At 63.3% G+C, this 20612-nt stretch carries 21 protein-coding genes; 8 read left to right on the top strand and 13 right to left on the bottom strand.

All coding sequences use genetic code 11. The features are described from left to right. Positions 1-35: 35 nt before the first annotated feature. Together APH42_RS06155 and APH42_RS06150 are read left to right on the top strand one after the other, a co-directional pair. The gene (locus tag APH42_RS06155) at positions 36-1601 is read left to right on the top strand and encodes a PAS domain-containing methyl-accepting chemotaxis protein (protein WP_060492942.1); all 1566 of its coding nucleotides are present in this window, start codon (positions 36-38) and stop codon (positions 1599-1601) included. 64 nt (positions 1602-1665) lie between these two features. Further along, positions 1666-2265 (top strand): tRNA-uridine aminocarboxypropyltransferase, encoded by a 600-nt coding sequence (locus APH42_RS06150; RefSeq protein ID WP_060492941.1) that lies wholly within the window; start codon positions 1666-1668, stop codon positions 2263-2265. 42 nt (positions 2266-2307) lie between these two features. Here the strand turns inward: APH42_RS06150 and APH42_RS06145 are convergent, their stop codons facing one another. From APH42_RS06145 to APH42_RS06135, 3 genes are all read right to left on the bottom strand, one after another. Then, a complete protein-coding gene (locus APH42_RS06145) occupies positions 2308-3666 on the bottom strand; it encodes a TolC family outer membrane protein (RefSeq protein ID WP_012273601.1) in 1359 nt (452 codons plus the stop codon). Between the two features lie 311 nt (positions 3667-3977). Next, a complete protein-coding gene (locus APH42_RS06140) occupies positions 3978-4343 on the bottom strand; it encodes a YbaN family protein (RefSeq protein ID WP_012273600.1) in 366 nt (121 codons plus the stop codon). Between the two features lie 7 nt (positions 4344-4350). After that, positions 4351-4938 carry a YecA family protein gene (locus APH42_RS06135; protein WP_012273599.1) on the bottom strand — a complete coding sequence of 196 codons (588 nt, stop codon included), beginning with the start codon at positions 4936-4938 and terminating at the stop codon, positions 4351-4353. A 246-nt stretch (positions 4939-5184) separates the two neighbouring features. Here APH42_RS06135 and recQ point away from each other — a divergent pair, with 246 nt between their 5' ends. Continuing rightward, a complete protein-coding gene (gene recQ / locus APH42_RS06130) occupies positions 5185-7332 on the top strand; it encodes a DNA helicase RecQ (RefSeq protein WP_060492940.1) in 2148 nt (715 codons plus the stop codon). A 150-nt stretch (positions 7333-7482) separates the two neighbouring features. Further along, positions 7483-7920, top strand: a complete 438-nt coding sequence (locus APH42_RS06125) for a MarR family transcriptional regulator (RefSeq protein WP_012273597.1) — start codon at positions 7483-7485, stop codon at positions 7918-7920. Positions 7921-7953: 33 nt separating this feature from the next. Here the strand turns inward: APH42_RS06125 and APH42_RS06120 are convergent, their stop codons facing one another. Beyond that, positions 7954-10140: a patatin-like phospholipase family protein gene (locus APH42_RS06120; RefSeq protein WP_012273596.1), complete on the bottom strand. Its 2187-nt coding sequence runs from the start codon at positions 10138-10140 to the stop codon at positions 7954-7956. Between the two features lie 67 nt (positions 10141-10207). Here APH42_RS06120 and APH42_RS06115 point away from each other — a divergent pair, with 67 nt between their 5' ends. Then, positions 10208-10489 (top strand): SelT/SelW/SelH family protein, encoded by a 282-nt coding sequence (locus APH42_RS06115; RefSeq protein WP_003259082.1) that lies wholly within the window; start codon positions 10208-10210, stop codon positions 10487-10489. Here APH42_RS06115 and APH42_RS06110 read toward each other — a convergent pair whose 3' ends face one another. Next, positions 10490-11380, bottom strand: coding sequence for a DMT family transporter (locus APH42_RS06110; protein ID WP_012273595.1), 891 nt, complete (start codon positions 11378-11380; stop codon positions 10490-10492). A gap of 100 nt (positions 11381-11480) precedes the next feature. Beyond that, positions 11481-12248, bottom strand: coding sequence for an AraC family transcriptional regulator (locus tag APH42_RS06105; RefSeq protein ID WP_060492939.1), 768 nt, complete (start codon positions 12246-12248; stop codon positions 11481-11483). Between the two features lie 127 nt (positions 12249-12375). Between APH42_RS06105 and APH42_RS06100 the strand changes: the two genes are divergently transcribed. Further along, positions 12376-13188, top strand: a complete 813-nt coding sequence (locus APH42_RS06100; protein ID WP_012273593.1) for a UDP-2,3-diacylglucosamine diphosphatase — start codon at positions 12376-12378, stop codon at positions 13186-13188. 53 nt (positions 13189-13241) lie between these two features. On the opposite strand, the gene APH42_RS06095 is transcribed toward APH42_RS06100, so the two are convergent. After that, on the bottom strand, positions 13242-13553 hold the full coding sequence (locus APH42_RS06095) for a DUF962 domain-containing protein (RefSeq protein ID WP_012273592.1): 312 nt from the start codon (positions 13551-13553) through the stop codon (positions 13242-13244). Between the two features lie 153 nt (positions 13554-13706). Here APH42_RS06095 and APH42_RS06090 point away from each other — a divergent pair, with 153 nt between their 5' ends. Beyond that, positions 13707-14768 (top strand): AraC family transcriptional regulator, encoded by a 1062-nt coding sequence (locus tag APH42_RS06090; RefSeq protein ID WP_060492938.1) that lies wholly within the window; start codon positions 13707-13709, stop codon positions 14766-14768. Here the strand turns inward: APH42_RS06090 and APH42_RS06085 are convergent. Beyond that, the gene (locus APH42_RS06085; protein ID WP_012273590.1) at positions 14725-16179 is read right to left on the bottom strand and encodes a TrkH family potassium uptake protein; all 1455 of its coding nucleotides are present in this window, start codon (positions 16177-16179) and stop codon (positions 14725-14727) included. The two genes, APH42_RS06090 and APH42_RS06085, sit on opposite strands and share 44 nt — an antisense overlap. A gap of 102 nt (positions 16180-16281) precedes the next feature. On the opposite strand from APH42_RS06085, the gene APH42_RS06080 reads away from it, so the two are divergent. Continuing rightward, entirely contained in the window at positions 16282-16839 is a 558-nt protein-coding gene (locus APH42_RS06080; RefSeq protein WP_060492937.1) for an NAD(P)H nitroreductase, read from the top strand. An 85-nt stretch (positions 16840-16924) separates the two neighbouring features. Here APH42_RS06080 and APH42_RS06075 read toward each other — a convergent pair whose 3' ends face one another. The 5 genes from APH42_RS06075 to APH42_RS06055 all read right to left on the bottom strand — a co-directional run bounded on the left by APH42_RS06075 (position 16925) and on the right by APH42_RS06055 (position 20556). After that, the gene (locus APH42_RS06075) at positions 16925-18265 is read right to left on the bottom strand and encodes a HAMP domain-containing sensor histidine kinase (protein WP_012273588.1); all 1341 of its coding nucleotides are present in this window, start codon (positions 18263-18265) and stop codon (positions 16925-16927) included. A gap of 58 nt (positions 18266-18323) precedes the next feature. Further along, positions 18324-18740, bottom strand: a complete 417-nt coding sequence (locus APH42_RS06070; protein WP_060492936.1) for a Spy/CpxP family protein refolding chaperone — start codon at positions 18738-18740, stop codon at positions 18324-18326. A 101-nt stretch (positions 18741-18841) separates the two neighbouring features. Then, positions 18842-19519 carry a response regulator transcription factor gene (locus APH42_RS06065; protein ID WP_012273586.1) on the bottom strand — a complete coding sequence of 226 codons (678 nt, stop codon included), beginning with the start codon at positions 19517-19519 and terminating at the stop codon, positions 18842-18844. 142 nt (positions 19520-19661) lie between these two features. After that, entirely contained in the window at positions 19662-19961 is a 300-nt protein-coding gene (locus APH42_RS06060) for a YciI family protein (RefSeq protein WP_012273585.1), read from the bottom strand. A gap of 1 nt (position 19962) precedes the next feature. Continuing rightward, a complete protein-coding gene (locus tag APH42_RS06055; protein ID WP_060492935.1) occupies positions 19963-20556 on the bottom strand; it encodes a septation protein A in 594 nt (197 codons plus the stop codon). Between the last annotated feature and the right edge of the window lie 56 nt (positions 20557-20612).

Genomic DNA, 20612 nt, shown 5'->3' with positions numbered 1-20612 from the left:
TTTCCCTTCATTTCATCCTGCAAGGATCGCCCAAGATGCGCATGAATTTGCCCGTCACTGAGCACGAAAGAACCTTCTCCAGCGATCAACGCCTGATTTCCACCACGGACCTCAACAGCCGCATCACCTACTGCAATGACGCCTTTGTGGCGATCAGCGGTTTTACCTACGACGAGCTGGTCGGCCAACCGCACAACCTGGTACGCCACCCAGATATGCCGCCGGCGGTGTTCGACCATATGTGGGAGACGATCAAGCAGGGCAAGCCGTGGATGGGGGTGGTCAAGAACCGGGCGAAGAATGGCGATTACTACTGGGTCAGCGCCTACGTCACGGCGATTTACGAACAAGGCCGCATCAGTGGCTACGAGTCAGTACGCTCGGTGCCCACAAGGGACCAGATTCGCCGTGCCGAAGCGCTGTACGCGCGCTTGCGCGATGGGCGCGGGCCGGTGCCGTGGGCGGCTCGCCTGGGGTACGGTCTGGGCCATGGCTGGCCACTGATCGGCGCAGGCCTGGTGTCGGCGGCGGGTTACCTATGGCTACCGCCCTATGCGGCGCTTGGTGTACTGATGGCCAGCTTGCTGCTGGCCTGGTACCTGATCGAGCACCGGCAGAACCAGGTCATCCGCCGCACGCTGGCTGAGCACCCCAAGGCCTTTACCAGCCCGTTGGTGGCGTTGACCTACAGCGACAATCCAGGCCTGCAAGGCCAGCTTGACCTGGCCATCATCAGCGAGGAAGCACGCCTGCAAACGGCCCTCACCCGGCTTGTGGATGCCGGGGTCGGGGTGAAGTCGCGGGCGGCGCAATCTTCCGATCTGTCCGATGCCCAGGCGCAGATGCTCGACCGCCAGCGCAGCGAAACCGATCAGTCGGCCACGGCCATTGCGCAAATGGCGGCCACCATCCAGCAGGTTACCCACAACGTGCAGAGCACGGCGCATGCGGCGGGTGATGCCGACCAATTGGCGCAGCAGGGTAGCGAGCTGGCGCTGCAGAGCCTGAAGGCCATGGGTAGCATGAGCGATGCGGTCAATGACATTGGCCAGGCAGTGAATGCCCTGGCAGAGCAAACCCAGTCGATAGGCAGCGTGGTCGACGTGATCACCTCGATTGCCGAGCAGACCAACCTGCTGGCGCTTAATGCCGCCATTGAAGCGGCGCGTGCCGGCGAACAGGGGCGCGGGTTTGCCGTGGTGGCTGATGAAGTGCGTTCGCTGGCCCAGCGCACCCGCGCTTCGACCGACGAGATTCACCACATTATCGCCTCCTTGCGGGCCGGGGCAGAGCGGGCAGTGAGCACGGCCAGTCGGGGCGAGCAGATCTCTCGGGACAGCGTGCACAGTGTCGAGGCGGTGCAGGCGGCGCTGAGCGGGATTGCCCAGGCGGTCAGTCGCATCACCGGCATGAGCCAGCAGATGGCGACGGCATCGGAGCAGCAAAGCCATGTGGCCGAGGACATCAACCAGCAGATCGTGAGAATTGCCCAACTGTGTGACCAGAGTGCCGGGCAGGCCAGGCAGGGCGCGCAGATCAGCCAGGACCTGGAGCGCATGGCGGAGTACCTGCATAGCCTGGCGGAGCGGTTCAACCGCTGAGAAGGCCGGGCTCGCCAAGCGGGCCCCGGTTCTGTGGCAAACTGTCTCCGCCAAGGAGAACCCCATGCCCAGACCCCGCTGCGAGCGCTGTCAGCGCCCGCTCGATCACTGCCTATGCCCACTGATCCCCGCACTCGACAGCAGTACCCGCGTGATTCTGCTGCAGCACCCCAGTGAAACTGCCCATGCCCTGAATACCGCGCGCCTCGCGGCCCTTGGCTTGAGCAATGCCGAGTTGCGGGTGGGTGAGGTTTTCAACGACTTGGGCGATTTGCTCGCGACGCCTGGTTACCGGCCGGCCCTGCTGTTTCCGGGCGACGATGCTCGGGTGCTGACGGCTTATGGTGAGGCCGAAGACAAACCGTTGCTGCTTATCGTGCCCGACGGCACCTGGCGCAAGGCGCGCAAGTTGTTGTACATGAACCCGCTACTGGAAGGGTTGCCGCGGGTCACGCTGGGGGCTGTCGCGCCTTCACGTTACCGGCTGCGCAAGGCACCTGAGGCGGGGGCACTGTCGACTATCGAAGCGGTGGTGGGAGCATTGAACGCGTTGGAGCAACCCGTTTGCTTTGATGCACTGCTGGCGCCGTTCGAAGCGTTGATCGAGGGGCAGATCAGGGCCATGGGCGAGGAGACGTTCCAGCGTAACCATGGCACCGAGTGAGGGCTGGGGGCTGCAAAGCAGCCCCGGCTGATTCAAGCCCGATCAGCGCATCTCAGGCAGACGCGCCTCAGTGCGCACTTCGGTAGTCGCCAGCGCCTCTGGTGGCAGCGAAATACGCTGCTTGGTCAGCAACTCACCCATGGTCGCCAGCACGCGGTAGCGCGAGAACTCCTCGGTATAACGCACCTCGGTATAGCGGCGGTCTGCGTTGTACAGCTCGTTCTCACTGTCCAGCACGTCCAGCAAGGTACGCTGGCCCAGGCCGAACTGGTCCTGGTAGGCCGCACGTACGCGCTTGGTGGTCTCGGCGTATTCACGCGCGGTCGGCAGCTGTTTGCTGGCATTGTTCATGGCGTTCCACGCCAGGCTCAGGTTCTCGGTCAACTCACGCAGGGCGTTGTTGCGGATGTCCAGGGCCTGGTTGATCTTGTGCGCGTCGGACTGCAGGCGCGCCTTGTCACTACCGCCGCGGAACAGGTTGTAGTTCATCTCCACGCCAGCTTGCCAGTCGTTGTTGTTGTGGCCTTTTTCGCCGCCGGTGTTGTTGTTGGCACCGGTTGCCAGAATGGCGTCGAAGCGCGGGTAGAAGGTCGACTTGCCCACTTCGTACTGCTGCTCGGCCGCATTGACGTCAGCCTGTGCAGATTTGATGTAAGGGTTGTTCTGGCGCATGCTGTCGCGTGCCCCCTCGAGGCTCTCAGGCACCTCGCCCTTGATGGTTTGCGGGCTTTCCAGCTCGTCCGGCGCGCGGCCGATCACGCTGAAGAAGTTGGCCTCGGCATCGGCCAGGTCGACTTCGGCGGTGTCCAGGTTGTTTTCCGCCAGGGCGCGACGGGCGCGGGACTGGTCAAGGTCGGCGGTGCTGCCAACGCCGCGCTCGTTACGCAGGCCGATCTGGTCGTTGACGCGCAGGTGGGCTTGCAGGTTGTTCTTGGCCAGGGTCACCAGCTCGCGGCGCTTGAGCACTTCCAGGTACACCTCGACCGCACGCAGGGCGACATCCTGGGCAACAGCCTGGGTGTAGTAGGCGCGGGAGGTAGAGACAGCCTCGGTGCGGCCCACTTCATTCGAGGTGTTGAAGCCGTCGAAGATCATCTGCCGCAGGCGCAGCTCGGACTGGGTGTAGCTGAGGGTTTCCTTGTTGTGGTTACCCTCGGCACGGGTGGTGGTATTGTCCGAACGCTGGCGGCCGTAGCCGGCGACCAGGTCCACGGAAGGGTAGTAGCCACCACGCGCAAACTTCACGTCTTCATCGGCCGACAGCTTGCTGTTACGGTTGGAGCTGACTTGTGGGTGGTAGTCCACGGCGCTTTGGACGGCCTCGGTGATCGACATCGCCTGTACGTTGGCACTCGCCAGGGCCAACAGTAATGCACTGGTGATGGGGTTCAAAACGCGCATGGTACATCTCCCTGATCCTGGAATTTATCCTGCTGTTCGCCAAAAAAATGACGATAAAGTTATCGCGTATAGTGTTGCAGGTTTTTAACAAGACAGCTAAGTACATTCAACGCGATAGATAAGAAGATTTATTCATATCAAATTGCCATATAAGACTTTTATTGTCTAATCAATTTCACTTACAGCCCTCGGAACGATGCTGTTAGTCGCCCTGAAAACCAATGTTTACAAGGCTTGCACACGGTTCCAGAACTATTTCCGATAAAGAAGGTGGCAGTTAGGCGAAAGTGATATTTGGCGACAAAATATTGTCACCTTGGCTTCTGAAGTGTTTTTTGCTTGAGGATATACAGGCTGACGAGTACAGCGCTGGTCAACATGAAGGTACGCGCCCAGAACAGCGGCACCAGGTAGCACGACAGGCCAATGCTGGCCCACATCAGGCCGATGGCGTAAACCTTGCCCTTGAGGGGGATGCCTTCACCACTGAGGTAGTCACGGATCCATGGCCCGAGCTTGGGGTGATGGACCAACCAGTGGTGAAAGCGCGGTGAGCTGCGGGCAAAGCAGGCCGCCGCCAATAGCAGGAACGGGGTGGTGGGCAGTACCGGGAGAAAAATCCCCAACACCCCCAGCGCAACGCTGAGCCAGCCGGTGGCCAGCAGCAGGTAGCGCATAGGCAGCTTAGTGGTGGCGTGGCTTGAGCAGCGCCGGTTTTTCGTCAGGGGCGTGCAGCAGCAGGAACAATGCACTCAGCGCCTCGGGGATCTGTACGATCATGTCGTCCTGCAGGTTGGCGTTGCTGGCAATGTCGGCGAACTCTGGTTGTTCATCGAACAGGCCTGAGCCAACCATGATCGGCAGCAGCATCTCGCTGACTTCTTCCTCGGCGTTCTCGAACCAGGCCTCTTCACGCAGGAACACGCCTTCCATGAAGCCGATGCACCAGCCGCGCAGGTCGGAATCGTCCGGCTCGTCGGTCAGGTCGAGTTCGCATGGCAGGTCGAATTCTTCGTCGCTGGCCAGCTGGCGGGCAATGTGCGCTTTCAATGCCACCAGGGTGGCTTCGATTTCGGTGCGCTGGGCGTCGCTGGCGTAGTGCGGCTCTTCGGCGAACAGGGCGTCGATCCATTCGCGCTCGGGCACGTCCTCGGCGTTGATCGACAGGGCGGTGAGGTAGCCGTGTGCGGCGACATAGTCCAGCGCTTCTTCGTGCAGCTCGTCGGCGTCGAGGAAGGCTTGCAGGCGGGTCAGTTGCTCGGCGAAGGACATTACAGGGCTACCTTGGGGAATAAACGATAACGAATTCTAGCACCTTGCAGCGGCAGCGGGGCAAAGGGAACGTCTATCGCCGTGGTGCCTGTGCAGGACGGCGCTGCGGTATACTCCGCGATTTTTCATCCAGGGGCAGGTTTTACCGGTCGCCTGGCAAAAACCGCTTACGCATTTGGCGTGTGCGGGGCGGGTTTTTCGTCCAGCCTGTTGTATTCAGGGTGGTACGGCGATTTGGAGTTGCACATGCTCGAACAGGCTCAGCGCGTTCTCAAGGACATCTTCGGCTACGACAGTTTCCGTGGGCGCCAGGCAGCGATCATCGAATGCGTGGCCAATGGCGGCGATGCCCTGGTGCTGATGCCCACCGGCGGCGGCAAGTCGTTGTGCTTTCAGGTGCCGGGGCTGCTGCGTCCGGGCCTGACGGTGGTGGTCTCGCCACTGATCGCGTTGATGGACGACCAGGTCGCCACGCTTGACGAACTGGGCGTTTCGGCGGCCGCGCTGAATTCCACCCTGAGCGCGGAACAGCAGCGTGAACTGGCCGGGCGCCTGCGCCGTGGCGAGGTAAAAATGCTCTACCTGGCGCCGGAGCGCCTGGTGCAGCCGCGCATGCTGGATTTTCTGCGTGACCTGGACATTTCGCTGTTCGCCATCGACGAGGCCCACTGCGTTTCGCAATGGGGCCACGATTTCCGCCCCGAGTACCTGCAACTGGGCCAACTGGCCGAACTGTTCCCGCATGTGCCGCGCATTGCGCTTACTGCCACTGCCGATATGCGCACCCGCGAAGAAATCGTCCAGCGCCTGCACCTGCAAGGCGCCGAACGCTTCCTCTCGAGCTTCGACCGACCCAACATCTTCTACCGCATCGTGCCCAAGGAAGCGCCGCGCAAGCAGTTGATGGCTTTTCTCGGCGAGCGCCGCGGCAACGCCGGTATCGTTTACTGCCTGTCGCGCAAGAAGGTCGACGAAACCGCCGCATTCCTCTGCCAGCAGGGCTTCCCGGCGCTGCCGTATCACGCCGGCCTGGCTGCCGAGACACGCGCGGCCAACCAGCACCGCTTTCTCAACGAGGAGGGGCTGATCATGGTCGCGACCATTGCCTTCGGCATGGGTATCGACAAGCCCAACGTGCGCTTCGTTGCCCACCTCGACCTGCCTAAATCGCTTGAGGCCTATTACCAGGAAACCGGCCGCGCCGGCCGTGACGGCCTGCCGTCCGATGCCTGGATGGCCTATGGCCTGCAGGACATGGTGATGCTCAAGCAGATGCTGCAGAACTCCGAAGGCGATGAGCGCCACAAGCGCATCGAACAGCACAAGCTCGACGCCATGCTGGCGCTGTGCGAAGAAACCCGCTGCCGCCGCCAGTCGCTGCTGGCCTACTTCGATGAAACCCTCGAACAACCGTGCGGCCACTGCGACAACTGTGTCGACAACATCCAGACTTGGGACGCTACCGAGCCGGCGCGCCAGGCGCTGTCGGCGGTGTTCCGCACCGGCCAGCGCTATGGTGTCGGCCACCTGGTCGATGTGCTGCTGGGCAAGGACAACGAGAAGGTGCGCAATTTCGGCCACGAGAAGCTATCGGTATTCGGCGTTGGCAAGGGCCTGGCCGAGGTCGAATGGCGTTCGCTGTTCCGTCAGTTGGTGGCGCGCGGCCTGGTCGACATCGACCTGGAAGGTTACGGCGGCCTGCACCTGTCCGACAGCTGCCGGCCACTGCTGCGCGGCGAGGTGACCTTGCAACTGCGCCGTGACCTCAAGCCGCAGACCACGGCCAAGGCCTCGTCGTCCAGCGGCGGCAGCCCGGCCAGCCAGCTGGTGCGTGCCGAAGAGCGCGAACTGTGGGAAGCGTTGCGCACGTTGCGGCGCAAGTTGGCCGAGGAGCACAGCGTGCCGCCGTATGTCATCTTCCCCGATTCGACGCTGCTGGAAATGCTGCGCAGCCAGCCGGTCAGCCTCAGCGACATGGCCCAGGTAAGCGGTGTGGGCGCGCGCAAGCTGGAGCGCTATGGCCAGGCGTTCCTCGAAGTACTGAACAACAGTGGCGGCACCGAAGAGGCACCGAAAGTGGTGCTCGACCTGCGCCACGAACTGGTCAGCCTGGCCCGAGCCGGCATGACCCCGGCGCAGATCGCCGGGCAGCTCAACTGCAGCGAGAAGAACGTCTATAGCCTGCTGGCCGAGGCACTGGGCCGCCAGGAGCTGAGCCTGGAGCAAGCCATCGACCTGCCGGAAGACCTGATGATGGAAGTGCAGGACGCGTTCCTGGATGGCGAGGGCGAGTTGCCGCCGGTGTCGGCCATTGCGCCGCAGTTCGGGGCCCGGGTGCCGGAGGGCGTGCTGTATTGCGTGCGCGCGGCGCTGGCGGCGGAATTCGAACTGTAAACGCAGGCAGGATCGAAGGCAGAAGCGCCATCTGCTGACCTTTGTCATGCTTTTTGACGATTATCGAACAAGTAAGCAGGACCGAGCCTTGCCTCGTGGGGCAGGGCATGGTTAGCTGCCTAATAATTAGATCTACTCAATGAGTTACTTATGCCCCTGACCGACAACCAACACCGCTTCGGCATGCAGCTGGCCCAGATGTCCCGGGGTTGGCGCGCCGAACTGGACCGCCGCCTGGCCGGGCTCAACCTGTCCCAGGCGCGCTGGCTGGTGTTGCTGCACCTGGCCCGTTTCGAAGAAGCCCCGACCCAGCGTGAGTTGGCCCAGAGCGTGGGCGTTGAAGGCCCGACCCTGGCGCGTCTGCTCGACAGCCTGGAGGCGCAAGGGTTGGTGCGCCGGCAAGCAGTGGTAGAAGACCGGCGGGCCAAGAAGATCTTGCTGTGCCCCCCGGCCAAGCCACTGATCGACCAGATCGAGACCATCGCCAATCAACTGCGGGTGGAACTGTTTACCGGCGTGGATGAGGCAGAATTGCAAGTTTGCATGCGGGTGCATGCGAAGATTCTGGCCAACCTCGAGAAGTCCTGAAGGCCCTTGGGGCTGCAACGCAGCCCCAAAAAATCAGAAGGTATGCCCCAGGTTCAGATACACCGCATGCTCATGCGCACTGTTGGTGCCGTAGGTGAAGTTCAACGGCCCCAACGGCGTCTCCAGCCCCAGGAAGATGCTCGCCGCATTGATGTACCCACTGTCGAACTCGTTGTCGTTGTTCCATGCCCGCCCACGCTCCAGCGACCCGCCGATGTACAACGGGAAGTCCAGCGGCACATAGGCCCTTGGCGTCAAGCGGCGGTAGTAGACCATGCGCAGCAGGCTCACGTTCTGCCCCGACACCGAGTCCTGGCGAAAGCCTGACAGCTCTCGCGCTCCGCCCATCACGAAGCTCGACGTCACCACTTCGGTGTCATCCAGCGTGCGCCCATAGCGACCGCCCAGCACGAAGGTGTTCGGCCCACTGCTGATCGCCTTGTCCAGGTTGAACAGCCACTGCCGGTAATCCTGGTCGGAGTCCAGCGACTTGTCGTATTTGCGCAAGGTCAGGCCGATGTCCTCGCCTCGGTGCGGGAAGTACACGTTGTCGAGGGTGTCGAACGAGTACTTCAGCTCGTAGAAGCCTTCGTTGAAACTGACTTTGGGCAGGTCCTGGTCGCCGATGCGCACCTCGGCCTCGCCCCAGGCCTTGCCCACGCCCAGGCGCACTTCACCGCTGGTGCCGATCTGCCGGCCCACGTTCAGGCCAAAGCCGTAGCGCTCCAGGCGGTATTCGGCGACCGGGTCGTTGTCCAGGGTGGCTTCGATGTTCTGCGAGCTGAAATCCAGGTAAGGCGCGACAAAGTAGCGCGAGCCCACGTCCAGCGGTTGGTAGAACTCGCTGTACAGCTCTTGCTGGTCGCCGATCTGGCCACGGGTCAGCCATTCTGCGCCGAGGCTGTTGATGCCGTTGACCCGGTAGCTGGCACCCAGGTTGAAGGCGCTGTCGCCACGCAGGTCATCGGACAGGTTAAGGCCCAGGCGCAGGTAGTCGGTGCCGCCGCGCCGGCCACGGGCGTTGATCACCAGGGTGTTGTCGTCGCCCTTGTGCACCACGCGGTACTGCACCCGGTCGAAGTAATCCAGGCCGTACAGCGTACCCATGTCGGTCTGCAGGCGGTCCAGCTCCAACGGCGCGTCGATCGGTTGGCGGATGTACGAGCGAATCACGTCGTCGCTGACCTTGGAGTCGTTCTCGATTCGGATCGCGGTGATCACCGGTGTGCGCTGGCGCGGCGAGCGGGCCACGGCCAGGCTGCTGTCGCCTTCGGGCTGGCGCAGGGCAGCCAGGCGAGGGTCGAGCAGGCGGGTGGCGCGGTAACCGGCGTCGATCATGTCCCTGGCGCGGCCAAAATCGGTCACGCCGAAGGCAGTCAGCGATGGTTGGATGAGGATGTCGTCGCGGTGCAGGCTGGCCAGTTGTTCTTCCGAGTTGCGCCGGGTCATCAGGGTGATCGACTGGTTGAGCACGTCGACCACGGTCAGTAATTGCTTGCGATCCTTCAGTGGGGTGCCGATGTCGACCACGATGGCCAGGTCCACGCCCATTTCGCGGGCCACGTCGACCGGAATGTTGTCGACCATGCCACCGTCCACCAGCAGTCGGCCGTCCAGCTCGACCGGGGCGAACACGGCAGGGATCGACATGCTGGCGCGAATGACCTGTGGCAGGTGGCCGCGGCGAAACACTACTTTTTCGCCACTGGCGATGTCGGTGGCCACGGCGCGGAAGGGGATAGGCAGCTTGTCGAAGTCGCGGGTGTCGGCGGTGTGCGCCAGTTTGCTTTCCAGCAGCAGTGACAAGTTCTGGCCTTGGATTACCCCCAGTGGCAGGCCCAGGCTGCCGTCGTCACGAAAGCTGAGCTTCTGTTTGACCAGGAAGTCGCGGTCATCCTGCTTGCGCCTAAACGGCACGTCCTTGCGTGGCGGGGCATCGGACAGCGCCTGTTGCCAGTCCAGGGTGGTGGCGAGCTTTTCCAGCTCTTCGACACTGTAGCCCGAGGCGTACAACCCGCCGACCACTGCGCCCATGCTGGTGCCGGCGATGGCGTCGATGCGCACACCCTGTTCTTCCAGCGCCTTGAGCACGCCGATGTGAGCCAGGCCACGGGCCGCACCACCCGACAGTACCAGGCCGACCTTGGGCCGGGCAGGTTCGGCGGCGGTTGCCGCAAGCGTGGTGAGGGCAAGCAGAAAACAGAACAGCAAACGGCGCATCGTGAGTCTCAAACCGTGGGCTAAAGACCGCTAGTATAAGCGGCCCCTTACCTGGAGATGTTTCACCATGGCCGACAGCAAGCCGGAAATCGTTATCACCTATTGCACCCAGTGCCAGTGGCTGCTGCGTGCTGCCTGGCTGGCCCAGGAACTGCTCAGCACCTTTGCCGACGACCTGGGCCGGGTAGCGCTGGAGCCGGGCACCGGCGGCATCTTCCGCATCACCTGCAATGGCGTGCAGATCTGGGAGCGCAAGGCCGACGGTGGTTTCCCCGAGGCCAAGGTATTGAAGCAGCGGGTGCGCGACCAGATCGACCCACAGCGTGACCTTGGCCACAACGACCGCTGATCAAGCCCCCTCGGGCAGTGGCCGCTGCCTGGGCGGTTGCTCGGCAGCCAGGCGGCTGGACAGCACGATGGCGAAGATGATCAGTGCGCCGCCCAGCAGCATGCGCACGGTGGGGGTTTCGGCGAACACCGCCCACGCCACGGCAATCCCGTAGACCGGCTCCATGCCGAACACCACGGCGGCCGTGCGCGCCTTGATCACTGCCAGGCTGGCGACGAACAGGCTGTGCGCAACGCCGGTGCAGAAGACGCCGAGCAGGGCGATCCACAGCCAGTCCACGGGGGCTACGCCGCCCAGGCCAGGGGCCGCGAACGGCAGCAGGCACAGGCCCACTACCAGGTTCTGCCACAGCGCTGCCTGTACCGCAGGCAAACGGCCGGAGCCGGCCCGGTTGGTGAGTGACAGCAGCGAGAACAGCAGGCCCGAGAGCAGTGCCCAGAGCAGGCCGCCAGTGGCTTCGCTGGCCAGGTCGAATGCCGGCGTGACCAGTACCAGGCCGAGGCTGACCAGCACGACCAATACGGTTTCGTTGCGGCGGATACGCTCGCGGAACAGCAGGCCTTCGAGGATCACGGTGAAGGCCGGGAAACTGGCGAAACCGAGGGTGGCGATGGCCACGCCGCCGACTTTGACGGCGATGAAGAAACTGACCCAGTGGCCGGCCAGCAGCACACCGCCGAGCAGCAGGCGGCGTGCGTCCTGGCCGCTGAGGCGTTGCCAGCCCGGGCCGGCCAGGCTGGCGAACAGAGCCAGGGCGAGCACGGCGAAGGCGGCGCGGCCAAAGACGATGATTGCCGGGCTGGCGCTGGCGGCCAGCTTGCCGAAGACGCCGGTAAGGCCGAAAAACAGCGCGCCAATGTGCAGGGCGCCTAGGGCTGTGCGGTGGTTCATGGTAGTCCTTGCTCAAGATCTCTATTGGCTGTGCCGGCCTCTTCGCAGCACAGGCAAAGTGTAAAACCACAGGCCAACGATTTCTGTCGCAAGACTGCTGTCAATTGTCGCCGGGCTCTCGCCGCAACGCCAAAGGCGTACAACCGAACGCCCGCACCATCGCTGCCGAAAACGCACTCTGTGAGCTATACCCCACCTGCGCTGCAATCTCACCCATGGGTAACGAAGTCTGCACCACCAGCCGCCGTGCCTTGAGCAAGCGTCGCTGGCGAATGTAGTCCATCGGTGTCATCCCGCACTCGGCGGTAAAGCGCGCATGCAGCCGGGCACTGGACAGCCCGGCAATGCGCGCCAGGTCGGCGACCTGCAACGGGTAGGCAGCCTGTTGCTCGATATGGGTATCGAACGCGGCATAAGGTAAGCGCTGGCTGGCCCGAACGTTGGCAGCCGCCGTTGGATTCAGGCTGGCCAGTAACAGCGCTGCGCCTTGCCGGGCGATCAACGGGTCGTCCATGGGGCTGGCCGCCAGCCAGTCCACCAACTGCTGCTGACGGTCGTCCAGGCCCAGCGCGGCAGGGCGGTCGAGCAGGCGGCGGCTGGCATCGGCATGCTCGCCCAGTTGCTCGTGCAGCCAGCGCTCCCCAGGCACATCCAACACCAGGCAGTGGCTGCCGCCATCGCTGGCGCAGGTGTGATGCGCGCCCGCCGGTACCACGATCAGCCCCTGCCGGTCGATCCCGGCGCCTTGCCCCTGGACCTCGAACTCCAGGCGGCCGCGCAGGCCGAACACCAGTTGCGGGTGTTCGTGGCTGTGGGCGATCAGGCTGTCGCGGTAATGGCGCAGCGAGAGGATCGGGCCGGCGGTCATGGGGGCTTCCTCGCAGGGCAGGCGCTCATTGTGCCTCAAACCCCGCACGCCATCACTCGTCACCGTTTTGCCATGGCGCTGTCATGCCTGCCTGCCAGTCTCCAGCAAACTGCGCCGGAGCCTGCCCATGACCCATGCCGAACTGTCTCGTCCCTCGCGCAAGCAACGCGTGCGTACCCTGTGGATCTCCGACGTGCACCTGGGCACCCGCGACTGCCAGGCCGGACACCTGTCGCGGTTCCTCAAGGGCTACCAGGCCGACCGCGTCTATCTGGTGGGCGATATCATCGATGGCTGGAAGCTGCGTGGTGGGATCTACTGGCCGCAGGCCCACACCAACGTGATCCGCCGGCTGCTGACCATGAGCAAGCGCGGCACCGAGGTGATCTACGTCACGGGCAACCATGACGAGTTCCTGCGCCGCTATTCAAAGCTGATTCTGGGCAACATTCAGCTGGTGGACGAGGCCGAACACTTGACCGCCGATGGCCGTCGACTGCTGGTGATCCATGGCGACCAGTTCGACGTGATTACCCGTTACCACCGCTGGTTGGCGTTTCTGGGCGACCGTGCCTACGAGTTCACCCTGGTGCTCAACCGTTGGCTCAACCACTGGCGGGCGCGGTACGGCTATGGGTACTGGTCGCTGTCGGCGTACCTCAAGCACAAGGTGAAAGGTGCGGTGAATTTCATCAGCGACTTCGAGGATGCCATTGCCCACGAGTGCACACGGCGCGGTTTTCATGGGGTGGTGTGTGGGCACATCCACCATGCCGAGATCCGCAAGGTGGGGGAGGTGGACTACCTCAATTGCGGGGATTGGGTGGAGTCATGCACGGCGCTGATCGAACATTGGGATGGCAGTATCGAACTGTACCGGCTGGCTGAGGCTCAGGCGCGCGAGGCGCAGGCGGCTGCGGTGGTGCGCGAGCCGGTGTAGGGCGTGAGGGCCATGGGGCTGCTTTGCAGCCCTTTCGCGGCACAAGGCCGCGCCTACAGCCGGATCTTGCCCAGCAGGATATCCCGGAACATCACGAAATCACCGGCCAGGCTGTACAGCGGATAGGTAAAGGTCGCTGGCCGGTTCTTTTCGAAAAAAAAGTGCCCGACCCAGGCAAAGCCATAGCCGAACACCGGCACGGCCAGCAGCAGCAACCATTTGCCACTGCCAATGGTGTAGGCCAGCAGCGCGATCACCAGGCTGGTGCCGACGAAGTGCAGGCGGCGGCAGGTGGGGTTGCTGTGCTCCCCCAGGTAGTAAGGATAGAACTCGGCAAAACTGCGAAACTGCGCTTTGCTGTTCATGGCGGTGCTCCGGGATTAATACTTCTGGACAAGATGCACGGCGTGGAGCCTGATTCGAGTCTAGAGTGACTGACGGGGCCTACCAGTGACAATAGGCGCCAAATGAGTATCCTTGGGGTTCACCGCAGGAGCGGTCGGTAAAAGAAGCCTGTCATGAGCGAAAGAACCACGTCAGCCAGTTGGGCATCAGGGATTGTGAAGGCACTTGAACTGGAGGGGCTGGATTGCCGGGCCATGTTCAAGCAGCTAGGGCTGGACTTTGCCGCACTCGACGACCCGGATGCACGTTTTCCGCAAGACTCCATGACCCGGCTATGGCAGCTGGCAGTGGAACTGTCAGGCAACGAGGCCATCGGTCTGAACATGGCGCGGGTGGTGCGCCCGGCGTCGTTCCATGTGGTGGGCTATGCGTTGATGTCCAGCCGCACCTTGGCCGAGGGCTTCGAACGCCTGGTGCGCTACCAGCGCATCATCGCCGAAAGCTCCGACCTCAGTTTTGTCCTTGGCGCCGAGGGCTACTCGCTGATCCTGACCGTCCACGGTGACCACCTGCCGCCGACCCGGCACAGTGCCGAAGCGTCGCTGGCCTGCGCATTGGCGCTGTGCAAATGGCTCAGTGGCCGGCCGGTGCAGCCGCGGCGGGTATTGGTGCAAGGGCCGCAGCCAAAGAACGTCGAGCCGTACAAGGTGGCGTTCCATTCGCCGCTGGTTTTCGGCGCGCCACACGATGCCCTGGTGTTCGAGCGGGCCGACATGGAAGCCCCGCTGCCTACCGCCAACGAGGCCATGGCGGTGCTGCACGACCGGTTTGCCGGGGAGTACCTGGCACGTTTCTCCGAAAGCCGGGTAACCCACCGGGTGCGCCAGGTGTTGTGCCGCATTCTGCCGCAGGGTGAACCGAAGCGTGAAACCCTGGCCCAGGCCCTGCACCTGTCGCAGCGGACCTTGCAGCGGCGGCTGCAGGAGGAGGGCACCAGCTTCCAGACCCTGCTTGACGATACCCGCCGCGAGCTGGCCGAACAGTACCTGGCGCAGCCGGGCATGACTTTGCTTGAGGCCGCCTACCTGCTCGGCTTCGCCGACCCCAGCAACTTCTATCGGGCGTTCCGCCGCTGGTTCGACGCCACACCCAGCGAGTACCGCGCCCGCCTGGGCACCGAAGCCGAAGTGGTCAATGACGCCAGAACGCCGGCATGCACAACACTAGCACCGTGATGATTTCCAGGCGGCCAAGCAGCATGCCGGCCGCCAAGATCCACTTGGCCGCGTCAGGCAGCGTGGCGTAGTTACCTGAAGGGCCGATCACTTCACCCAGGCCCGGCCCCACACCCGAAACCGTGCCAGCGGCGCCGGTCAGTGCAGTCATCCAGTCCACGCCCAGCAACGACAGCAGCAAGGCCATGACGCAGATGGTGATGGCGAAGAAGAACGAGAACGTCAGGATCGAACGCACGATGTCTTCGTCGAGGCGATGGCCGTTGTATTTCTGCTTGATCACCGCACGCGGGTGAATCAGCTGGTTGAGGCTGGCCTTGAGCAGGATATAGGCCACCTGGAAGCGGAAAATCTTGATGCCGCCCGCGGTCGAGCCGGAGCAGCCGCCAACGAAGCCCAGGTAGAAGAACAGCATCAGCGAAAAATTGCCCCACAGGCTGTAGTCACCCAGGGCGAAACCGGTGGTGGTGACCACCGAGGTCACGTTCAGTGCCACGTGGCGCAGGGCGTCGAGCCAGTGCAGGTTGGTGCTGTACCAGTACCAGGTGCCCAACACCAGCCAGGTGACCACCAACATGCCCAGCAACCCTTGCACCTGCTGGTCGCGGATCAGCGCCTTGCGGTTGCCGCGCAGGGTGGCCACGTAAAGGGTGAACGGCAGGCTGCCCATGATCATCACCACCACCGCAACCCAGTGCACGGCGGGGATATCCCATTTCGCCAAGGATTGGTCGGAGGTGGAGAAACCGCCGGTGGAGATCGCCGACATGGCATGGTTGATCGCATCGAACGGGCTCATGCCCGCCCACCAGAAAGCCAGCGAACCCAGGATGGAGAAACCGACGTAAACCCCCACGATCGATTTGGCGACCATGTGCGAGCGCGGCATGACCTTTTCCGAGCGGTCGGACGATTCGGTCTGGAACAGGCGCATGCCACCGATACGCAGCAGTGGCAGGATTGCCACCGCCATGGCGATGAAGCCGATACCGCCGAGCCAGTGCAGCATCGAGCGCCACATCAGGATACCCGGTGACATGCTATCGAGCCCGCTGAGCACGGTGGCGCCTGTGGCGGTAATGCCTGACATGCTTTCGAAGAAGGCGTCGGTGTAACTGATGTGCTGAGTCAGCAGGAACGGCAGCGCGGCGAACACGCACACCACCAGCCAACTGCTGACCGTCAGCAGGTACATGTCGCGCGGGCGCAGGTGTACATGCTCCGGGCGCCCCGGTATTACCAGGGCAAGGCCTGCGATGAAGGTGATCAGGCTCGACCAGAGGAACGACGGCATGTCACCGGTACGCTCGAAGATCACCAGGGTAGCCATGGGCACGGCCATGCCCACGGCCAGGGTAATCAGGAAGATGCCGATGATGAAACCAATGATCCTTAAGGTCGGCAACGCCATGTGATCTGCTCTGACTCGAAACGGAAGGGCGCCATTCTACCTATGGGTCTGGTGATGTAAACGCTAGAATGGCCGCACATTCAACTGCCAGGAGGGTAGCCGATGGAGGCTCTCGACGCATTGCTCAACCGTGTTTCCGTGCCACGCCTGACCGACCCGGCGCCCAATGCCGCTCAACGCGAGGCGCTGTTCCAGGCCGCCCTGCGTGCCCCGGACCATGGCCAGCTGCGGCCATGGCGTTTCCTTACCATCGAAGGCCAGGGCCGCGAGAAACTCGGCGAGCTGTTCGCCGAAGCCGTGCAGCACAAAGGTGATGCCAGCCAGGCGGCACTGGACAAGGCTCGTGCCATGCCCCTGCGGGCACCGTTGCTGATCGTGGTCATCGCCAAGTTGCAGGACCACTTCAAGGTGCCCAAGTCCGAGCAGCGCCTGGCTGCGGGCTGTGCGGCGCACGGCATTCTGATCGCCGCGCATGCGCAAGGCGTCGGGGCGGTGTGGCGCACCGGGGACATGGCTTTTGATGCTCATGTGCACAAGGGGCTGGGGTTGGCCGAGAATGAAGAGTTGATCGGTTACCTGTATGTCGGTACGCCGTTGACCGAGCCACGCACTGCGTCGGTGCTGGAAACTGCTGATTTTGTCAGTGCCTGGGGCGAATAAACCGCCTTCAGGCAGATTGATTTATTGAGGCTTCCGGCCTCTTCGCGGGTTTACCCGCGAAGAGGTCAGTGGCCTTTACATCACATCAACTGCCAGCCGCATCAGCCAGGGGCAACTCCAGCCGAGCTACAAATCCTTCCTGTGGGTGATTGTCCAGCACCAGGCTCCCGCCATGGCGCTCCGCCGCCTTGCGCGCAATCGCCAGCCCCAGCCCATGCCCCGGCGCGTCCTGCCCCGGTGCGCGGAAGAACGGTTCGCCCAGTTGTGCCAGGTGCTCCGCTGCCGCCCCGGGGCCATGGTCACGCACGCTGATCACAATACGGTCCTGTTCACGCACGGCGCTGACTTCGACCGGCTGCCCTACCGGGTTGAAGCGCAGGGCATTGCGCAGCAGGTTGTCCACGGCCCGCTCGATCAGCGTTGGCCAACCCTGCAAGGTCAACCCCGGTTGCGCCTCCAGGCGCACATCCTGGTCCGGCGCACTGAGCAGGGCGTCCTTGCGCACGCTGCCGAGCAGGGCGTTGAGGTCGACCGGTTCGGCATGAGCCTGTTCGGCATCCACTCGGGCCAGGGCGAGAATTTCGCTGATCAGGTCTTCCAGGCGGTCGCATTCGCGGGTCAGGCGCGGCCACAGGGTCTCCCGCTGCTCGGGCCCTGCGCGCTCGGCCAAGGCCAGGGCGATGCGCAGCCTGGCCAGGGGCGAGCGTAGCTCGTGAGACACGTCGCGCAGCAGCTGGCGCTGGCTGCCGATGGTGCTTTGCAGGCGCGCCCCCATCTTGTTGAAGTCCTTGGCCAGCACGCCGAACTCGTCACGCCGCGCAGCCAGACGCGCCAGGCTGTTCTGCTGGTAGGTGGTCTGGCCCAGGTCGTGTACAGCGCTGCGCAGGCGGCTTAACGGGCGGGTGATGGACAGGGTTACGAGCAGGCTGAACAGGGTCAGCACGACCAGGGCAATGCCCAGTGCACTGAGCGGCCACATCAGGCTCTCGCGGTGCCAGGCATCCAGCGCCGGGTGAGGGATGCGGTAGATCAGCAAGTAGGTATCGCCGGTCTCGGGGCTGGTGTATTCCTCGGTCAGCCGACGCCATGGCAGGCGTCGCTGGTCATTGTGCTGACGCGCCTCGAAGGCGGCCGCACGGCGCGGGAAGGTCCCGGGCACCACGGCCTCGCCACTGTCGTCGAGCACCTGCACGTCGATCTTGTAGCGATCTTTGCGCCTTTCCAGGAAGTGCTGAGCCGAATCCAGGCCTTCCTGCTCGTAATGCTTGGCCCACTTGCTGGCCAGGGTATTCAGGCCCGGATGGCGGCTAAGGATCCAGGCGTCCTGGTTGAGCATGTGGCCCAGCAGGATCGACAGCCCGGCGACCAGGGTGATGGCGAGCCAGAAGCTGGCCAGGATGCGCCAGAACAGTGAACGCAAGTGCACCTCCTAAACGGGAAAAGCCCGGCCCGCAGTGACGCGGGCCGGGCATGGGGTGGACAGCTTACTGGGCCTTGGTGCCTTTTTCAGCTTTCCAGGCCTGGAACTCCTGCCACTCGGCTTTCTTGGCGGCGCGTTCCTTTTGCAGTTCGTCGAACTTCTTCTGCTGGTCAGGCTTGAGCTGGTTGCGTACCGCGCTGTCGGTCTTGTCGCGGTTGGCCTGCAGTTCGTCCTTCATGGCTTTCTGGTCGGCGGCCGGCAGTTTGGCCAGGTAGCGCTCCGTGATGTCGCGGCGCTGTTGCATCTGCTCGCCCATCAGCTTGCCGATCTGCTGGCGCTGGTCGCGGCTCAGGTCCAGTTGGTGGAAAGGCGCATCACCGCGATGATGCGGGCCGTCGTGGCGCGGGCCGCCGTCAGGCATGGCCATGGCCACGGTCGGCAGAGCGGCGGCGAACATCAGGGCGATAAGGGTCTTGCGCATGGTGTCTCTCCTTTCATAGGCCGGTGGTTACCGGATGAGCACAGTCTAGGGAGATCACCGTCAAGCGCAGTCAGGGGATGGTAAAGGCTCGGTAAAGATGCTCAGAGGCAGTAGTAATAACCACGGCTACGCAATGCCACGATGCGTGGCCGGCCATCGGCATGCGGGCCGATCTTCTTGCGCAAGTTGCTGACATGCATGTCCAGGCTGCGATCATACAGGGTCAATTTGCGGCCCAGGCCGATCTGCGCGAGTTCCTGTTTGTCCAGTGGCTCGCCGGGCTGGCGCAGCAGGGCTTCGAGGATGCGGCTTTCGGACAGGGTCAGGGTCATTTCGCGGCCATCGATACTGGCCACGCCACGTGCAGGGCTGTACACCAGGTCACCCAGCTCCACTTGACTGGTGGTGGCGGTGGGGTGGCTGCGGCGAAGTACCGCGCGCAGGCGAGCGGTGAGCTCACGCGGGTCGCAAGGTTTGGCCAGGTAGTCGTCGGCGCCCAGTTCCAGGCCGAGGATGCGGTCCAGCGGCTCGCCACGGGCTGACAGCATCAGCACCGGCAGCTCGGCATGCTCGCTTCGCAGCTGTTTGAGCAGCTCCAGGCCGCTGCCGTCGGGCAACATCACATCCAGCACCACGGCAGCAGGGGCATGCTCGGCCAGGGCCCGGCGTGCGCTCTGGCCATCGTGGCAGGCACGCACCGTGAACCCTTCCTGGGTCAGCCAGCTGCCGAGCAGCTCGCACAGTTCCTGGTCATCATCAATCAGTAACAGCTCGCTCATGACTCACTCAATTCAACCATTGACGGCGGCTATTCGGCCCGCCAGTGGCAAAGATACCGCAGACTGATGGCAACCGTATAACTGCCAATACCGCATCAGCTTCTTCGCGGGCTTGAGCGCAAAAAAGCTGTGCGGCTTCAGATCAGGGCAGTACTTGCTTGAACGGCTTGACCACTACCTTGTCGTAGACGCCTGCGGCAATGTACGGATCGGCATCGGCCCAGGCCTGCGCCGCCGCCAGCGATTCGAATTCGGCAACGATCAGGCTACCGCTGAACCCTGCTTCGCCCGGGTCGTTGCTGTCGATGGCCGGGTGTGGGCCGGCCAGCACTACGCGGCCTTCGGCCTTGAGCTGCTGCAGGCGTTCGATGTGCGCCGGGCGGGCAGCCAGGCGCTTTTCCAGGGAGTTTGCGACGTCGCTGGCGATAATGGCGTAGAGCATGTCAATCCTTGGGTTTGGAGGTAGAAGGGTCGTCGTGCAGGTGGCGCGACAGGTACACGCCTTGCGCCACCAGGAAGATCACGGTCATGCCCAGGCTGCCGAACACCTTGAAGTCCACCCAGAAGTCCTGGAAGGTGAAGGCGACGAACAGGTTGGCCGCGCCGCAGAACAGGAAGAAAGCGATCCACGCCAGGTTCAAGCGCGACCAGATGGCATCCGGCAGGGTCAGGGCATGGCCCATGATGCGCTTGATCAGCACCCGGTCGCCGATGAAGTGGCTGCCGGCAAAGCCCAGGGCGAACAACCAGTTCACCACGGGTGCTTTCCACTTGAGGAAGGTTTCGCTGTGGAAGGTCAGGGTCAGGCCGCCAAACACCAGGCAGGCGATCAGGGTCAGCCACTGGCCCTTTTCCAGCTTGCGCTGGCGCAGGAACAGCGCACCGTACACCACCAGCGAGCTGATGATCAGCATGGCCGTGGCGCTGTAGATACCGCCGAATTCGAAGCTGTGGCCGGCGACCTCCATGGGGCGCGGGTCGAGCTTGTAGACGATGAAGAACAGCAGCAGCGGGATGAAATCGATGAATTGTTTCACAATGGCAGCCAGAATCGGGATGTGACGGCATAATAACAAACATCGAATCCAGCGAA

It is taken from the genome of Pseudomonas sp. NBRC 111140 (assembly GCF_001320885.1).
In the GTDB taxonomy this organism is placed as follows: domain Bacteria; phylum Pseudomonadota; class Gammaproteobacteria; order Pseudomonadales; family Pseudomonadaceae; genus Aquipseudomonas; species Aquipseudomonas putida_P.
This window is presented reverse-complemented; position numbering and strand designations above follow the sequence as displayed.

Bases quoted from the DNA above. Each gene is read 5' to 3' on its own strand.
- APH42_RS06155 (WP_060492942.1), top strand. From the start codon at position 36: ATGCGCATGAATTTGCCCGTCACTGAGCACGAAAGAACCTTCTCCAGC.
- APH42_RS06125 (WP_012273597.1), top strand. From the start codon at position 7,483: ATGCCCCTGACCGACAACCAACACCGCTTCGGCATGCAGCTGGCCCAG.
- APH42_RS06140 (WP_012273600.1), bottom strand. From the start codon at position 4,343: ATGCGCTACCTGCTGCTGGCCACCGGCTGGCTCAGCGTTGCGCTGGGG.
- APH42_RS06085 (WP_012273590.1), bottom strand. From the start codon at position 16,179: ATGGCGTTGCCGACCTTAAGGATCATTGGTTTCATCATCGGCATCTTC.
- APH42_RS06095 (WP_012273592.1), bottom strand. From the start codon at position 13,553: ATGAACAGCAAAGCGCAGTTTCGCAGTTTTGCCGAGTTCTATCCTTAC.
- APH42_RS06100 (WP_012273593.1), top strand. From the start codon at position 12,376: ATGACCCATGCCGAACTGTCTCGTCCCTCGCGCAAGCAACGCGTGCGT.
- APH42_RS06145 (WP_012273601.1), bottom strand. From the start codon at position 3,666: ATGCGCGTTTTGAACCCCATCACCAGTGCATTACTGTTGGCCCTGGCG.
- APH42_RS06150 (WP_060492941.1), top strand. From the start codon at position 1,666: ATGCCCAGACCCCGCTGCGAGCGCTGTCAGCGCCCGCTCGATCACTGC.
- APH42_RS06070 (WP_060492936.1), bottom strand. From the start codon at position 18,740: ATGCGCAAGACCCTTATCGCCCTGATGTTCGCCGCCGCTCTGCCGACC.
- APH42_RS06065 (WP_012273586.1), bottom strand. From the start codon at position 19,519: ATGAGCGAGCTGTTACTGATTGATGATGACCAGGAACTGTGCGAGCTG.
- APH42_RS06090 (WP_060492938.1), top strand. From the start codon at position 13,707: ATGAGCGAAAGAACCACGTCAGCCAGTTGGGCATCAGGGATTGTGAAG.
- APH42_RS06060 (WP_012273585.1), bottom strand. From the start codon at position 19,961: ATGCTCTACGCCATTATCGCCAGCGACGTCGCAAACTCCCTGGAAAAG.
- APH42_RS06115 (WP_003259082.1), top strand. From the start codon at position 10,208: ATGGCCGACAGCAAGCCGGAAATCGTTATCACCTATTGCACCCAGTGC.
- APH42_RS06105 (WP_060492939.1), bottom strand. From the start codon at position 12,248: ATGACCGCCGGCCCGATCCTCTCGCTGCGCCATTACCGCGACAGCCTG.
- APH42_RS06135 (WP_012273599.1), bottom strand. From the start codon at position 4,938: ATGTCCTTCGCCGAGCAACTGACCCGCCTGCAAGCCTTCCTCGACGCC.
- recQ (WP_060492940.1), top strand. From the start codon at position 5,185: ATGCTCGAACAGGCTCAGCGCGTTCTCAAGGACATCTTCGGCTACGAC.
- APH42_RS06110 (WP_012273595.1), bottom strand. From the start codon at position 11,380: ATGAACCACCGCACAGCCCTAGGCGCCCTGCACATTGGCGCGCTGTTT.
- APH42_RS06120 (WP_012273596.1), bottom strand. From the start codon at position 10,140: ATGCGCCGTTTGCTGTTCTGTTTTCTGCTTGCCCTCACCACGCTTGCG.
- APH42_RS06080 (WP_060492937.1), top strand. From the start codon at position 16,282: ATGGAGGCTCTCGACGCATTGCTCAACCGTGTTTCCGTGCCACGCCTG.